15 protein-coding genes and 1 CRISPR repeat array are annotated in these 16,366 nt (G+C 27.4%); of the genes, 3 read left to right on the forward strand and 12 right to left on the reverse strand.

From position 1 onward, the window contains the following. Positions 1-8: 8 nt before the first annotated feature. The 3 genes from TEGL_RS10460 to TEGL_RS10470 all read right to left on the reverse strand — a co-directional run bounded on the left by TEGL_RS10460 (position 9) and on the right by TEGL_RS10470 (position 2,499). Positions 9-836: an ABC transporter permease gene (locus TEGL_RS10460; protein ID WP_018590802.1), complete on the reverse strand. Its 828-nt coding sequence runs from the start codon at positions 834-836 to the stop codon at positions 9-11. After that, on the reverse strand, positions 829-1,743 hold the full coding sequence (locus TEGL_RS10465) for an ABC transporter ATP-binding protein (RefSeq protein ID WP_018590801.1): 915 nt from the start codon (positions 1,741-1,743) through the stop codon (positions 829-831). The genes TEGL_RS10460 and TEGL_RS10465 overlap by 8 nt, the downstream gene beginning before the upstream one ends. Positions 1,744-1,836: 93 nt before the next feature. Next, the gene (locus tag TEGL_RS10470) at positions 1,837-2,499 is read right to left on the reverse strand and encodes a response regulator transcription factor (RefSeq protein WP_018590800.1); all 663 of its coding nucleotides are present in this window, start codon (positions 2,497-2,499) and stop codon (positions 1,837-1,839) included. Between the two features lie 109 nt (positions 2,500-2,608). Between TEGL_RS10470 and TEGL_RS10475 the strand changes: the two genes are divergently transcribed. Then, positions 2,609-2,722: a DUF1622 domain-containing protein gene (locus tag TEGL_RS10475; protein ID WP_242827309.1), complete on the forward strand. Its 114-nt coding sequence runs from the start codon at positions 2,609-2,611 to the stop codon at positions 2,720-2,722. A gap of 286 nt (positions 2,723-3,008) precedes the next feature. Here the strand turns inward: TEGL_RS10475 and TEGL_RS10480 are convergent, their stop codons facing one another. Both TEGL_RS10480 and cooS read right to left on the reverse strand, forming a co-directional pair. Next, positions 3,009-3,161: a hypothetical protein gene (locus TEGL_RS10480; RefSeq protein WP_154650642.1), complete on the reverse strand. Its 153-nt coding sequence runs from the start codon at positions 3,159-3,161 to the stop codon at positions 3,009-3,011. A gap of 254 nt (positions 3,162-3,415) precedes the next feature. After that, complete coding sequence (gene cooS / locus TEGL_RS10485) at positions 3,416-5,335, reverse strand: anaerobic carbon-monoxide dehydrogenase catalytic subunit (protein ID WP_018590799.1); 1,920 nt, start codon at positions 5,333-5,335, stop codon at positions 3,416-3,418. Positions 5,336-5,582: 247 nt separating this feature from the next. Here cooS and TEGL_RS10490 point away from each other — a divergent pair, with 247 nt between their 5' ends. Both TEGL_RS10490 and TEGL_RS10495 read left to right on the forward strand, forming a co-directional pair. Then, positions 5,583-6,488: a LysR family transcriptional regulator gene (locus tag TEGL_RS10490; protein ID WP_018590798.1), complete on the forward strand. Its 906-nt coding sequence runs from the start codon at positions 5,583-5,585 to the stop codon at positions 6,486-6,488. Between the two features lie 163 nt (positions 6,489-6,651). Next, positions 6,652-7,002 carry a DUF1622 domain-containing protein gene (locus tag TEGL_RS10495; RefSeq protein ID WP_242827310.1) on the forward strand — a complete coding sequence of 117 codons (351 nt, stop codon included), beginning with the start codon at positions 6,652-6,654 and terminating at the stop codon, positions 7,000-7,002. Positions 7,003-7,061: 59 nt separating this feature from the next. Here the strand turns inward: TEGL_RS10495 and TEGL_RS10500 are convergent, their stop codons facing one another. The 7 genes from TEGL_RS10500 to TEGL_RS10525 all read right to left on the reverse strand — a co-directional run bounded on the left by TEGL_RS10500 (position 7,062) and on the right by TEGL_RS10525 (position 16,354). After that, the gene (locus TEGL_RS10500) at positions 7,062-9,344 is read right to left on the reverse strand and encodes a M56 family metallopeptidase (protein ID WP_018590796.1); all 2,283 of its coding nucleotides are present in this window, start codon (positions 9,342-9,344) and stop codon (positions 7,062-7,064) included. Between the two features lie 64 nt (positions 9,345-9,408). Next, complete coding sequence (locus TEGL_RS10505; RefSeq protein ID WP_018590795.1) at positions 9,409-9,774, reverse strand: BlaI/MecI/CopY family transcriptional regulator; 366 nt, start codon at positions 9,772-9,774, stop codon at positions 9,409-9,411. Between the two features lie 171 nt (positions 9,775-9,945). After that, positions 9,946-10,176: a hypothetical protein gene (locus tag TEGL_RS19805; protein ID WP_416389614.1), complete on the reverse strand. Its 231-nt coding sequence runs from the start codon at positions 10,174-10,176 to the stop codon at positions 9,946-9,948. Positions 10,177-10,209: 33 nt separating this feature from the next. Beyond that, positions 10,210-11,951: a CRISPR direct-repeat array (repeat unit 30 nt; unit sequence ATTTACATTCCAATATGGTTCTACTTATAT). Between the two features lie 179 nt (positions 11,952-12,130). Beyond that, complete coding sequence (gene cas2 / locus TEGL_RS10510; protein ID WP_018590794.1) at positions 12,131-12,409, reverse strand: CRISPR-associated endonuclease Cas2; 279 nt, start codon at positions 12,407-12,409, stop codon at positions 12,131-12,133. 17 nt (positions 12,410-12,426) lie between these two features. Beyond that, on the reverse strand, positions 12,427-13,419 hold the full coding sequence (gene cas1b, locus TEGL_RS10515) for a type I-B CRISPR-associated endonuclease Cas1b (protein WP_018590793.1): 993 nt from the start codon (positions 13,417-13,419) through the stop codon (positions 12,427-12,429). 23 nt (positions 13,420-13,442) lie between these two features. Beyond that, positions 13,443-13,937 (reverse strand): CRISPR-associated protein Cas4, encoded by a 495-nt coding sequence (gene cas4 / locus TEGL_RS10520; protein WP_018590792.1) that lies wholly within the window; start codon positions 13,935-13,937, stop codon positions 13,443-13,445. A 29-nt stretch (positions 13,938-13,966) separates the two neighbouring features. After that, the gene (locus TEGL_RS10525) at positions 13,967-16,354 is read right to left on the reverse strand and encodes a CRISPR-associated helicase/endonuclease Cas3 (RefSeq protein WP_018590791.1); all 2,388 of its coding nucleotides are present in this window, start codon (positions 16,352-16,354) and stop codon (positions 13,967-13,969) included. Between the last annotated feature and the right edge of the window lie 12 nt (positions 16,355-16,366).

The raw sequence follows: 16,366 nt of genomic DNA on the forward strand, positions 1-16,366 counted from the left end.
TTTAACCTCTATCTAATATCTTTTTTCTTAAATGATTTTAGTCCAATTCCAGTTGTGATGACAATAATAATACTTGAATATATAGACAGTTTATAGGGGATTGATACTTGCATACTCGCATATTGAACCGTTTGCCCACCAGGAAGAAAATCATATAAGAATTCATAAGCACCACGTTCCAATCCATCTACATAACTTGGGTTTGGTGTATCTACGTCATACACAGGCGAACCATTTGTACTTGTATTAGCAGGAATCATCTCTGGTTCGGCTAATTTAGTATAGATTGCAGTACCTAACATAAAAAAGACTAATGTGCTAAGAATACAAATCACTGCTACCAAGGCTTTGTTTTGTTCTAGCATAGAAATCAGAGTAAAAATAGATGAATAGGCAATTGTTAATATATACATATTGAAGATTAATTCTATAACAAATCTCAAGTCTGTTTCAAAAGTTCCTTGTAAAAGCAATCCGATACCTAAACTTATAATAAAATAGATGGTACATAAAATACATACTACAATAATATTAGTAAACCAAAATGAATAATAAATTGTTGCTCTTGAATGTCCAACTATAATTTTATTTCGTATTGTACCATCACTGTATTCTGTTCCAACAAACAGAGAACAAAAAACAGCCAGTAAAATTGCTAAAATGATTGAACAGGCAGAAAATGTCCCCTCTAAGGAAAACATATTTGAAAAATTCTTTACACTATTATAACGCAATAGAGGAGTAAGTATTCCTGTGATTATTGTAATAACCACACAGGCAAAAAACACTTTATCTTTTAATAGACGAGAAAGGTTTGCATATATAAGCTTATTCATATTTGCGACCTCCTATCAGATTTATATAATAACTTTCTAAAGACTCCTCAATATCATGTATAGAAATAATATCGCACGCTACTTTTGACAGCTCAAGAGATAATTTAGAAATATGTATTTCGCCATATACACTCACTTTTTCATCTGAAAGAATGTCATATTTGTATTCCATTTTATCTAGTACAAGTAAAAGCTTTTCTACATCAGAGACAACCAACTCAACACGCTTCTGGCAGGATACTTCCAATTCCTTTGCTGTGATTTCTTTTACCATAACTCCTTTATCTATAAATCCATAATGCGTTGCAAGACGAGAAAGTTCGTCTAAAATATGACTGGAAATGATTACGGTAATCTGTTTTTCGCGATTAAGTTTTAAAATTAACTCTCTTATTTCTATAATTCCCTGTGGGTCAAGTCCATTAGTTGGCTCGTCTAAAATAAGTAAATCCGGGCTTCCTACTAAAGCAATAGCAATACCCAATCTTTGTTTCATACCTAATGAAAAATTTTTTACCTTCTTCTTTCCAGTATTTTCGAGACCAACAAACTTCAATAAATCAGGAACAGAGTCAAATGACGGTAAGCCAATAATACTGCATTGCTGTCTCAAATTATCCGTTGCTGTCAAATCAAGATAAATGGACGGCGTTTCTACAACTGCACCTATTTTTCTTTGTGCCTTTAAAATAGCACAATTTGTATTCTTCACATCATACAATATGTAATCGCCAAAAGTAGGCTTCTGCAAACCACATATTAATCTTATTAAAGTGGTTTTTCCTGCACCGTTTTTCCCAATAATTCCGTAAATAGAACCTTTAGGAACGTGCATAGATAGGTTGTTCAATGCTTTATAGTTCTTGTATATTTTACTCAAAGCATTTGTGACTAAGACATACTCCATATATAACACCTCTCTTTTCTTTGATAAATTTATTCTAATGTAAATCTGTTAAGAAAGCTGTTAAGAAAAGTGTTAAGACTTTGCAAAGATTTATTATTCTGACATTTTAAATCCAATTCCCCAAACCGCTTCAATATATTCTCTACCATTAACTTCCCGCAATTTTTTACGCAAATTACTGATATGCACCCTCAATGAATTTTCCATACAGTCGGGTGTATCTTCGCTGATACGGTCAAGTATCATTGTTTTTGTAATTACTTGTGTAGGATTTTGCATGAGAAGTTTCAATATAGCATACTCTGTTCTTGTCAGTTTCACGGTTTCTTTATCTACCGACACAAAATGAGTATCTGTATTCATCTGAATATCTTTAAATTCCAAAAATACTTTTTCATCAAAACTGGTTGCTTTTCTAAGCTGAACAGTAATTCTTGCTAAAAGTTCTTCCGTATGAAATGGTTTCGTTACATAATCAACTGCACCACCAAGCAAAAGAGCCACTTTATCTTTTACATCTACTTTTGCACTCATAATGATAACAGGAGTTTCCGTTATTTTAGTAAGAACTTCCTCCCCGTTCATTCCCGGTAACATTAAGTCCAATAATATTAAATCGGGTTTGTTTGAAGAAAGAACATATAATGCTTCTGTACCCGAATAAGCATGAGATACCGAATAACCAGCATTTACTAATATATCGTCAAGTACTTCGCTGATATAAATATCATCATCTACAATTAAAATATGTTTCATATTGAAATCCTTTCTAGTTATAGCAACATATTGTTGTTCTTATTCATTATAATAGATTTATTCTTATTCCTCAATTAATTTTAAAGGCTTACAATAAAGATTTATATAATTGATTGGTGCAGATATTGTTGAGTCAATACTAGACCCAACTATTGATCATATACTAACTCTGGCTGCTTTAGTTATAATCAGAACTATAATATCTTATTTTTTAAATAAATAAATCAAATCTTAAAATAAAAATAGTAATCCACCTAACAATTAAGTTGGTGGATTACTTATTATTGTATTTAAATATATATTTACCAGCCCAAATATTTTCCATAATTCACTTCCTCTTTTATTTACCCTCTTAATATTTTAATTTACTTATCAATACCATTTAATTTCTACTCATCTTCACTAACTGTTGTGCTGTAGATGTATGATTTTTTATTGCTTTTGCCATAATATTTTCATTACTTCTAATTCTGATTCAGAAATATTTTGTTTCATTGATTAACCTCCTTTTACAACTGTAATCCAATAAAGTCAATAATTATTTGCTCATCAATCTTTGAACTATTTTTATTTGAATATTCATCGTAATTACCAGATGGTTCAATTGCAAAATCATAAAAATTTGTATATGAATTATATGTATCACTTATTATATTTAACACATCTGATAAACCTTCGCTACCTTCAGGTATTGATTTTAATTTACTATATAGAAATAGAATTGCATTCCTTAGAATTTGCTCTGGTAAATTTGAAAAATATATGACAGTAAATCATGTTCAAAGATTACGATGCCAATGGATACACTGTTAGTGGAAGATAAAAATAGCCATAAAAGTTTGCAAACAGATACATCTGTTTAGTAAACTCTTATGGCCTTTTTAATATATACTTAAAATTAGAATATGGTCAATTTTTATGCATTTACATTTTCATTTAATCTTGCTTCATATACTTTCTCAAAATGTTTACGTTTCTCTTCTATATCATTGATAATTATTTTAGCTAATTCTTCTGGATTTTCATTAACTGTAAATGATGCTCCTACTTGTTCTTTTAATCCACCACAAAGTATTTCAACAGCTTTTGATGAACCGCCTACAGGTGGCATTATTCCTAAATATGTGTCTATACCACTTGATACAATATAAGTACCTATGGCAACAGCTTTTTCTGACATCCATTCCGGTGCTGATCCTGCTATTGGTAAATCACATATATCTAAGCCTGTATAATTAGCTAATGCTGAAGCTACATCTAATATACGAGAACAGTCAACACATGAACCCATATGAAGTACTGGTGGTATATCAACTAATTTGCATACTGTGGCAAGACCTTTACCTGCCATTTTCTTTCCTTCTTCTTTATCCATGAGTCCATTTTTAGCTGCTGCTTGAGCTGCACATCCTGTGGAAACTACTAAGATATCATTTTTGATTAATTCTTTCATTACAGTTATATGAGAATTATTTGAAGGTACTCTGGCATTACTACATCCAACAACTCCAACTATACCTCTTATAGCTCCTGATTTTAAGCAGTCCACCAATGGTTTTACTGTTCCTGTTTCATCTATTTGAGAATTTACTACTTTATCTAATTGATTTATTATTGCATCTACACTATAACCAACTGTTGCTTTTGATTTAAATTCTGGTATAAGTACATTTGCTCTATTTCTATTTTTGTAGTTAAGTACTGCTTCTTTTACTATTTTTAATGCATCTTCATATGCATTTTCTTCTTTAAATTCCATAAATGTTGAACCTGTTATTTTTGCTTTTTGAGATGTTGTTATGAATTTTGTATGATAGCAATCAGCAACCTTTGCAAGAGCTGGGAATATACATTGAACATCAACTATCATAGCTTCTACTGCCCCAGTTATTACTGCAAGTTCTTGTTGGTGAAAGTCTCCTGCCACTTTTATACCATGTCTCATTGTTATTTCATTTCCTGTACAGCACATTCCTGATACATTTATGCCTTCTGCTCCCATTTCTTTTGCTAAAGCTAATAACTCTGAGTCTTGTGATGCTAAAACTATCATTTCTGATAATGAAGGTTCATGACCGTGAAGTATTATATTTACTTGATTTTCTTCAAGTACTCCTAAATTTGCTTCTGTCTCAACTGGCATTGGAGTTCCAAATAATATATCACTAAATCTTGTTCCTATCATTGAACCTTGCCATCCATCTGCCATTGATGTCCTTAATGATAAATTTATTAAACTATCAATATCTGCTGCACATCCCACATGGGTTGAATGCATTACAGTCGCTATCTCTCTATCTATGGCTCTTGGTTCTATACCTAAGTCTCTCCATATTTTTTGTCTTTTCTCTGGTGCATTTTTTAAGAATATTGATACTCCAAATGGTTTTCCAAACTCCATCAATGCCACATTTGCAACTTCATGGGCTATATCATATATATCTCTATTTTCTATTTCTACTCCCCATTCATTAGCTAGTGCTATTAGTTTTTCTTCTTCTCTTATTTTATAATTTCCATCTCTGCTAGTTAATACCATTGTATGAGCTATATCCCTGGCGTGGTCAGAGTGAGCTGCAGTTCCTCCTGCACACATTCTGGCAAAATTTCTCCCTACTATTGTATGTTCATCTGCTCCACATAATCCCCTTGGTGTTTTTGCACTTATTCTACATGGACCCATTGCACAGTTTCTACAGCAAACTCCTTGAAGACCAAATCCACATTGTGCTTTCATTGATAATTTTCTGTCATATATTGTTTCTACTCCATCTTTTTCAGCTTTATCTAGTAATACACGGCTACTTAAGTCAATAGTCATTAATTTTTTATCCATTTCCCCTACTCCTTTATACAATTCTATTAACTTATGACAATATTAATTTATGATTTTTAACTTCCTTAACTTACACTTAGAATTGTAGCAAAGTAGCAATCTGTTGAATAACACAGCTTAGTTGTATAATATACAACTTTTAGTTCCTTGACTTTTTTAAATTGTTCCAAGCTTTTAACAATGTTATACTTTTATTGAAATCATTTCAGATAATATTTTAATTGATTAAATTAAGGAGTTGAATCAAATGGATATAAAAACGTTAAAATACTTTTTACAAATCTGTAAGGATGGCAGTTTTTCTAAAGCAGCTAAAAATCTCTACATATCTCAGCAAGGCTTAAGCAAAGCTATAAGTAATTTAGAAAAAGAAATTAACGTTGAACTTTTTTATAGAAATACTACAGGTAATGAGCTTACAAAATATGGGGAATATTTAAAAAACAAAGGAACAACTATAGTTTATCAGTTCGATATTTTAACTGAAGGTATAAAACAAATGGTAATGGAAGATAATGATTACTTGAAAATTGGACTTTCTTATGGAGTTCTCAACGCTTTACCAAGCAATATTATGGAGGAGTTTAACAACCTTTATCCTAATATAATGCTTAGCCTAAAAGAATATACTGACTTTGATTGTGAAGAAGCAGTCTTAAATGGTGAAATTGATTTAGGTTTTGCTATTCATTATTTTAATAATAATAAATTTGATTATAATTTCGTAAAATCAGAAAAGCTTTATGCTATTGTTAACAAGAAACATCATCTATGCAATAAAAAAGAAATTGACTTTAAAGATTTAAAAAATGAAAAAATCATTCTAAATAGTAACAAATCTAAAATTCATCATAACTACATAATAAAATGTTTGGAAAACAAATTTGATCCAATTATATATACTCAAACTGATGAAATGATACTTATTCATGATTTGGCTAAAAGGAATGAAGGCATTGGTATAAGTATTGACTTTGCTCATACTAAAACATGTAAGATTAATTATATTCCTTTCAAAGATAAATCATTTACTTGGGATATTTATATGATTACTAAGAAAAATGGTAAGGATAATAAAAATATACAGTTATTTAAAAAATTTATACTAGATCAAGTGCCCTCTAATAACTCCCAAATATTGCATATATTATAAAAAGATTTTTGATTTATAGAATATGTTATCCCTATAATTAATCTCTGTTTTGAATTATTATATTAGCATTAGTTTTATATATAATATGTGACTTGAATATTGTTATTTTATAAAGTTCATACTATAAATAACTAACAATTTATAAGGACTGATTAATTTGGAATTGAAAAATATATTGCAAATACTTGTTACTATCCTATATTGGTTATCTGTTATAGTAATAATTTATGGTGTTATGATACAGTTTATTGGTTTTGTAATATCTGAAGTAACTACTAAAGATAGAGAATTGGCTGTTGAAAAAGTTACTATGCTAAAAAATTTTTTAGGCACATATATATTATTTGCTCTTGAGATATTGATTGGTGCAGATATTATTGAGTCAATACTAGATCCAACTATTGATCATATACTAACTCTGGCTGCTTTAGTTATAATCAGAACTATAATATCTTATTTCTTAAATAAAGAAATTAAATCTGAAAATAAAAATAGTAATCCACCAAACAATTAAGTTGATGGATTACTTATTATTGAAATTTTTCTAACTTATGTTTATATTTTAAAGTTTATTTACAACTTATTTATATAGTCTATTTTTTCTACGTCATCTGGATTATTCATATTTCTTATTAATATAGTTCCTGTATTCAAACCATGTATATCACTTATTTTTGATATTCCTTTAATAGTTAAAATATCATTTTGACTTTCTCCCTTACCTATAGTAACTTCAGCGTCCATATTTTTTGTATTTTCTCCTATAGTTACATTTTTCATAGATAGGTGTAAATCTTTATCACTTTCATTCTCCACTTTTACATAAATTTTAGCTTCATTATTTACTATTTTTATTTCCTCTGCTGTAAATGTAGTCTTAGCTTCATCTATATATAAAAAACTTCTTCCTGAGAATTCTCTGTAAGAAACATATTTATCACTGTCTATCTTTTCCATTTTGTTATTGTTTATTTCGTATGAAATTTCTTCTAATTTATCACCATTTTCATCTTTTTTAGTAAAATTTAACATTTTGGTTGTTTTACTATAATCTGTTTTATAAATATATCTTTTTTTATTTTCTATAACTTCTCTAGTTCCAATATAATCAGGATATGCACTTAGCTCTTTTAACTCCCATATGCTTTCTAATGCAAATCCATCTATATGTTCTTTATTCACATTATGATAAGTTACCTTTGATTTTCTGCCTAAACCTTCAACATACTTGGTTGCATCTTGGTTTATTTCTTCAAATAACTTTTCTGATCCCTTTGAACCATGTATAATATCCAACGCTTTATTGGCTTCTTTTCTTGGAAACATATCTTTTATGGATTTTTCCAAATTATCTCCATCACTTACCATTTTCATATCTACATAGTAATATTTATTATTATCTTTTAATTTACTGCCTTCTGTAGAGTCAGTTGTAAATGTTATTTTTAAAGGTGCTTGTGAGCTAGCACGTACCAAATTAAATATATTGTTTTGGAATTCATAATTCCCATAAGTTGCTATTAAGTAAATTTCTATTTTATTATTTTTAGTAGATTTACCTAAAATTTTATGAGCTTCTACAGATAATTCTCCATTCCCGGAATATATTCCTGGATTGTTTTTTTCGTATTCTGGTCTATATTTTTCTAAAATAACATTTGATATGGCCTTATCTAAGTCATCATCCACTTTTATAATTTTTGCATTTGTAAGTAATACTCCACCCATTACAAGTAAACAAATTATACCTGTTACTGCAAATATCTTTTTTTTATTAGAGAAATTCTTACTATTTTTTATTAGTTCTACTCTTTCTCTCATGGTTTTCTTATCATTAGCCATATTTAATCCTACTCTCACTTTAGAATTAAAATTAATTTTTTCTAAAACATTAAGCATTGTAATACCATATTTATTATGTTCATCTTCATTCAAAACACTTAATACCCTTTCATCACAAGCTATTTCCATGTCATTTCTCATTTTTTTGAAATAGTAATGTATAAGTGGATTGAACCAATGTACACATTGTAACACGCCAAGTAAATTATCTATGTAATTATCTTTATTTTTGTAATGGCATAATTCATGTAAAAATATGTGATTTAACTCTTCTTCACTTAAATTTATTAAGTGTTCTGGTAAAATAATGTTGACTTTAAACATTCCCACCAGGGATGGTGAGCTTATTGTATCATGTACTATTACTTGAATATTTTTATTTATATTTAATTGTGATTTACATTTTTTTAATATTTTTTCAAGTCTTTCATATTTTAATATAGAAGATTTTTTTAAGTCTTTTATAAAATAAATATAAATTGCTATGTGAGTGACTATTGCAAATATAAATCCAAATAACCATACAAATGACAATATTGTTGAAAGTTTATCTTTATTTGTACCTACTATTGGTCTTGATGCAGTGTTATTAATTATCTGACTATTTTGTCCAACATTTTCATTATCCTCATTACTACTGTAATTATCTTGAGAAGTTGAGTTTGTACTATTTACTTCATTAGTATTATTGTCTGTCTCTATGTAGTCATTAGCTTGCGACGCATTTGAATTACTATTTATATCATCTAATTTAGTACTGTTATTTTCTAGTTGACCTCTATTACTGCTCAGTATGTTTTCCATATTAGAATTTATTGGTATGCTATTAAACAAACTTATATTGCTTTCTGGTCCAAATGGAATTATTAGTTTTATTACCAATATAATCCAAAGTAGGTATGCATATCTTTTGTTAATTTTATTTTTTAGTAAGGTTTTTATTAATAGTATTATAAGACCTGTCACACTTCCAAATATAGTAGCCTCAACTATATATCCCCAAATATTTTCCATAATTCACTTCCTCTTTTATTTACCCTCTTAATATTTTAATTTACTTATCAATACCATTTAATTTCTACTCGTCTTTTAACATGTCTTTTAACTCTTCTATTTCTGATTTTGATAATTTCTTACTTTTTACAAAGCTAAGTACCATTTTATTTATTGATCCACTATAAAGTTTTTCTAAAAACGACTTACTTGCATCATCTTTGTACTCATCTTCACTAACTGTTGTGCTGTAGATATATGATTTTTTATTGCTTTTGTCTACTTGTACAACTTCCTTTGATACTAATCTTGTAATAAGTGTTTGAATTGTTTTTGGTTTCCAATCACTTTTATCTTTTAGTTGTTCTATTATTTCAGCACTGGTTGCTTCTTGTTTTTGCCATAATATTTTCATTACTTCTAATTCTGATTCAGAAATATTTTGTTTCATTGATTAACCTCCTTTTAAAACTTACAGTTGTAATCTTTAATTAAATCTTACAACTGTAATCCAATAAAGTCAATAATTATTTGTTAAGTAATTTTTTTTGTGGTTAATTCTTAAGTATCATAGTACTACAAAAAAGCCTGGAGCGTTAAACTCCAGGCTTTCATATTTTACCTATGATGCTTCTTTCCTATTTGTATTACTAAATTCCTTATCTGTTTCTATATAATTTTCAAGTACTCTATATTTATCTAAAAAATCATCAGTCTTTGAACTGTTTTTATCTGAATATTCATTGTAATTACCAGATGGTTCAATTGCAAAATCATAAAAATTTGTATATGAATTATATGTATCACTTATTACATTTAGTACATCTGATAAATCAGTTCTACTTATATCCATTCCTGTCCCACTGGCCACTGATTCTATAAATCCATTTACATTCCAATATGGTTCTACTTATATACTTTCTTTATAATTGAAATCAATTAAATTTCTCTCATTTACATTCCAATATGGTTCTACTTATATCAAATGATTCATATTATAGTAGATTGATATTTACTACATTTACATTCCAATATGGTTCTACTTATATTATTACTGAAAATGTAAGTATCAGTTATTTTTATTGATTTACATTCCAATATGGTTCTACTTATATAATTGTAATATAGTAAAAAATGAAGATGAAATAACAGATTTACATTCCAATATGGTTCTACTTATATTATAATTGAATACAGAGCCTTATATGCGATTCTTATATTTACATTCCAATATGGTTCTACTTATATCGGCATCATTATCTTCATCATTATTATTACTATTCCAATTTACATTCCAATATGGTTCTACTTATATGAAATCGTCTTACTACATATACCGATTAGAAATATTCATTTACATTCCAATATGGTTCTACTTATATTAACTGCTGAAGATAATGTAGAAATTGAGCAAGTTAATTTACATTCCAATATGGTTCTACTTATATTCAACTATACTTTCACCTACATTATCTTTTGCTAAATTTACATTCCAATATGGTTCTACTTATATGTTTCATTGACAAAGCACGAAAAACTGAATGCTTTAATTTACATTCCAATATGGTTCTACTTATATCAGTATTAGGACCGAAATAACCATCAGCTGTACCATTTACATTCCAATATGGTTCTACTTATATTCAAAGAGTGGTCAAGTGTCTGATTTATCTTTACAATTTACATTCCAATATGGTTCTACTTATATAGATAGATTAGAAGCTATTGCAAAAGCTATTTCAGAATTTACATTCCAATATGGTTCTACTTATATCTACGAACTATACTTCTTGAAGCTAAGGAGGGTGATGTATTTACATTCCAATATGGTTCTACTTATATTAACTTAGAAAACTATAGAGTTAATATAGGTGATAAATTTACATTCCAATATGGTTCTACTTATATGTTAAAGCACTAAGAAACTACTATATAGAATCTTAATTTACATTCCAATATGGTTCTACTTATATAAAGTATCTAAGTTAAATATATCTATATTCTTATCTAATTTACATTCCAATATGGTTCTACTTATATATTTAGAAAGTACTATAATGAGAATAAGAATGTATATTTACATTCCAATATGGTTCTACTTATATAACAGTACATGCGTTAGTTAAACATCTGTCATACCAATTTACATTCCAATATGGTTCTACTTATATTGCTTGCGTATAGGAGTAGCAACGTATTGCTCAAATATTTACATTCCAATATGGTTCTACTTATATCCAGAATCAAAAGAATATAGTGCTCTTAATTTTCTATTTACATTCCAATATGGTTCTACTTATATTCTATTATCTCCTTTTTCATCAATAAATCTTTTTACATTTACATTCCAATATGGTTCTACTTATATTCTGCATCATCCTCTGCATCATTTTGATATACATTTACATTCCAATATGGTTCTACTTATATTTTATTTTTGGTATAAACTTATCTAAACTATTCAATAATTTACATTCCAATATGGTTCTACTTATATAGGTAAAAGCTACTGAAATAGGAACTGCATTTGTTAAATTTACATTCCAATATGGTTCTACTTATATTAGACACATATATTCTATAAGGAGGTTTTAATTAATTTACATTCCAATATGGTTCTACTTATATACGTTATACTTTAAAGTTAGCTTTTAAGCATCTTTCAAGACTTGTTTTTGTCTATCTATTATTCTACTTTATATTTTACATAATTATTAAAATTATTTTCAATCAAAAGCCACTCAAAACCCTTCAAATAACTACTATTGTCTAACTACCCATGTATAAACACTATCTTACATCGACAATTAAATAAAATTACTTGTCTTATCTTCTTGAGTACCCCACATTTCTTTTTCTAGCCATCTTTCATTTCTGCTTTTAAATAATATAACAGAATCTTTATCTTTTCTTATTATATCATTTATTTCATACTGAAGTTTAATAATTTGTGAATTAGATAGCTCACCTTCAAAAACAGAGTTTTGTATATGAGATAAGTACTTTTTACAAGTTTTAAATGTTTTGCTTAGTACTCTTTGACCGCCATCATCACTTTTTATATCATAAACTAAAATAACATACATAAAATTTCCTCCAAATTCTACCACCATATTTTAAATGGATCATATTCCTTTTCGCCTAAGATATGCTTAATCAATTTATAACACTCAAGCCTCATTAAATACTCATAAGAAACATCTTTATTTAATTCTTTATGCTTTATAGTTGTTTGTAATTTCTTATCAAGTTCTGCAACAATTGTTTTAGACCCTTCCTTAGTAAGGTGCAGATAATTGAGACTTTTAGTAAAGCTTTTTTCTGTAATTTGTTTTTTATTTAGTAAAGAAAATATTAATCTATCTCCAATTATAGGTTTGAAAATTTCAGCTATATCTAAGCTCAACGAAAATCTCCTAGAGCCCGGTTCATGTAAATAACTTACCGTTGGATTTAATTGAGTATTATATATTGCACTAAGTACCTTTGTGTAAATTAAAGTATTTACGTAAGATATAAGCGTATTAATCATATTATCTGGAGGATTTTTTACTCTTTTAATGAAATTAATATCAGGATCTATTAAAATATTCCATGATTCATAATATATTTTTCTTATATTTCCTTCATATCCCATCAGTTCTTTAATACTCTTACTTTTTGGTATTTGTTTTCTTAGATCCTCTATCCTGTTCATATAAGATTGAACATCTTTTCCTCTTCCATTGTAATATCTTAAGTTTCTATATATGTTAAAACTAGCTCCATCTATAAATCTCTTAGCAATTTCCAATCTCTTTTCTTCATCAATATAGTTGTTAACTTGATTAACTAATAAATTCCCAGATACCAATTTTTCCCTTGGTTGAAAACTTCCAGTATAGAAACTATAGTAATTAAAAAAGTGAGCTACTACTCCATATTGAGATAAATAATTTATTAGGTTTGTATTAAAATCCATTTCAGACATTACGTATATTTCGTTCACAGTTTCTATTGGTATATATTTTTTCACACCTTCTTCATCTACAAATGCTATTGAGTTATCTTGTCTTTTTAATAATCCATTGTTATAAATATAATAACTTCTCTTCATTAGTTTACCTTCCTATAGTAAATTTAGATAAAGCATAAATCGTAGTATGCGCATGATTTACAAATTCTTTTCTTTTCTAATTTTGGGGGATATTTTTCATTTACTATTAATTCAATTTCACTTAAAACTTTTTCTATTTTAACAATGTCATCATTATCTAATTCAATATCTAAACTTTGTTTTAGTAAAGGATAATCTATCTTTCCTTTTATACCTTTAACCCCTTTTTTCTCTAAAAAATATAAATAATATTTAACTTGCAATATACTTGCTTCCTCAATTTTTTTACTCTTTTTTACTTCATGCAAAATCCCTTTAGTTCTTATAAAATCAATATTTATAATGTTATCTATATTAATATGTTTTTTGTCTCTTTTATAAGTTTCTTCATCTAATACTTTGCCAATTTCAACATTTTCATTGTCCTGTTCCATTTGTATTTCATTATAAAAATACCATAGCTTTCTTTTGCAAACTTCATGGTAATAAACCATTACTCCTGTTATTCCTTTTTCCACAAACACACCTCTTGAAATTGATTTTTTAATTAAAGCATAAAATCATCCATATTATTAGTTCTATTTGTTTCATCATCAAAATTCTTTTTCCTATATCCCATTTCATCATACTCACAATCTATAACTGGTATATATTCATAATCACTTAATTTAATATTTTCATATGTAAGAGCTTTTTTATTTCTTAAAGCATTCTGATAATTATATATATCACTTGGATGAACTGATACTGTATATTTTTTTAATTCATTTTGTAATTCAATTCTTTTAGTTTTTTTATCTTTTGATTTTATCTGGGGATTATTTAATTCACACTCTATGCCTTTTATTTCTCCTAAATATTTATGATAAATAGGTCCTGGGATTGTCTCCCTGGATAATATATTTCTAAGTTTTACCTCATCAGCTTTAAATTCATTAGGTGTCAAATTCTTTATAAAGTTATATACACTCCTATATTCTGTTATATAATGACTATCTTTCAATTTATCCATAGTCATATATGTATTAATTAAGTCAATTTTTTGAGATTCTGAAATTTGACCATTCCATCCTGATATTGCCTCTTTTGATAAATCAAAGATAGCTTTATCTATATATCCTTTTTCTCCATTTATAAAGTTTTTTTCTTCTATTTTTGTGTAGATATAACAGTTTGTATCATCGCTACTTTTTTTACCTTTTCTATTACATCTACCAAATCTTTGGAATAGGGAATTTATATCTTGTAATTCAGTAAATAAATAATCAAAATCAATATCTAAACTTGCCTCTACAGTAGATGTGGATATCCAAATCCCATTTTGTTTATCTATTTCTTTTGTATCCTCATTTTTATATGTTTTCCCAAAGTCTAAGATTTCTTTTTCCTTTTGTAATCTTTCATTTCTTATAAATTTAGCATGTAATATATGTAGGTTACTTTCTTCATTAATATCGTTCATTTTTTCTTTTAATTGTTTATATATATTTTGAGATTCACTTATACTGTTACATACCACTAGGATTTTATTACTTTTATCTGAGATCTTATTTTCTAAATATTTTTCATAAATATCATCAGCACTTATTTTTTCATCAATTACTTTTAAATTATGTCTTTTGGAATCATCTGTAAATTCATCTATTTTAAATTTTATATTTTTATTTAATAAATCTTTTATAAATGGAGCTAATGTGGCAGTTAATATGGCTATTTTACCACCTTGCTCTGCTACACGCTCTATTCCATATATTAAATATGCCAATAAATCTGGTGAATACATTTGTATTTCATCTATAACTAATTTTGAATAAGAAAGTGTAGTAAGTTTAAGTTCGTATGCTGGGTATTTATATACAAAATCAAATAATTGATCCAATGTTGATATATTTAATGGAAGTGATAGCTGCTTGGCTGTATTTTCGTATTTTAATATTTCTTGATTTTCTTTATCTTCAATTTTTGCCTCTTTGTTATCTTTCTTATTTGCTTCTTGTGATAATAAATATTCAAGAGAACTTGAATGTAATAATCCAACTTTATTATTGATTTTATCTACACTAGATTTATCATCTTTTATATTTAATATTTCTTTTTCTATTCTATCGTAAATAGCATTTATAGCAGTTCTTATTGGAAGGATAAAGAAGCCTTTATTATCTCCAATCCAAAGAAGTCCAGCTTCTGTTTTGCCCATTCCTGTTTGAGCTATTGCTATTATATTTTCATTTTTATTTTCTATACAGAAGTTTTGCAGCTTGTTCCATGTAGAATTCGGATTATTACTTTTCCATCTATTTAATAGGTTGTTTAATGATTCATTTAAGAAATAGTTGATGTATTCTGCTTCGTAGTTTTTATTTCCATCTTTATCTATAGAACTGGCACTATAGTCGCATTTATGCAAATAACCTTTGATTTTGATAGCATCTATATTTTGAGATATTTTTGATATATTTGATGAAGCTTTTTTCTTAACCTTTTTATGTTCAAATTTATCTAATAATGAATTTATTAATTCTTGTTTACTTCTCAAAATTTCACTTATATCACAATAGTCATGATGATTAATTACTGCATTTGCGACCCTTAAGTAATCTTCTTTACTATCAAACTTACTTTCATCTATAAAGTATAAAGACAATATATTATGAGATATTTCTTTATCATCATTAAAAGGAATCTTTTTTTCACTTTTAACTCTAAATTGAAATTCATCATTAATTTTTCCTATATCATGATATATACAAGCTTTTTTAACTAATTTATATATTTTATCATCTTTTATATATCCTAAATCCCTAAGTAAATATAAAACATTTAATAAATCATCTGTATGCTCTTTTATTGTTTTTCTAGGTTTTGCAAGTCTTTTATTTATTTCATTAATTATCGATTCATCTAATAATTCACTATATAAATTTTCTTCTGACATATATTCTCCTTT

This window comes from Terrisporobacter glycolicus ATCC 14880 = DSM 1288, from assembly GCF_036812735.1.
Lineage (GTDB): Bacteria > Bacillota > Clostridia > Peptostreptococcales > Peptostreptococcaceae > Terrisporobacter > Terrisporobacter glycolicus.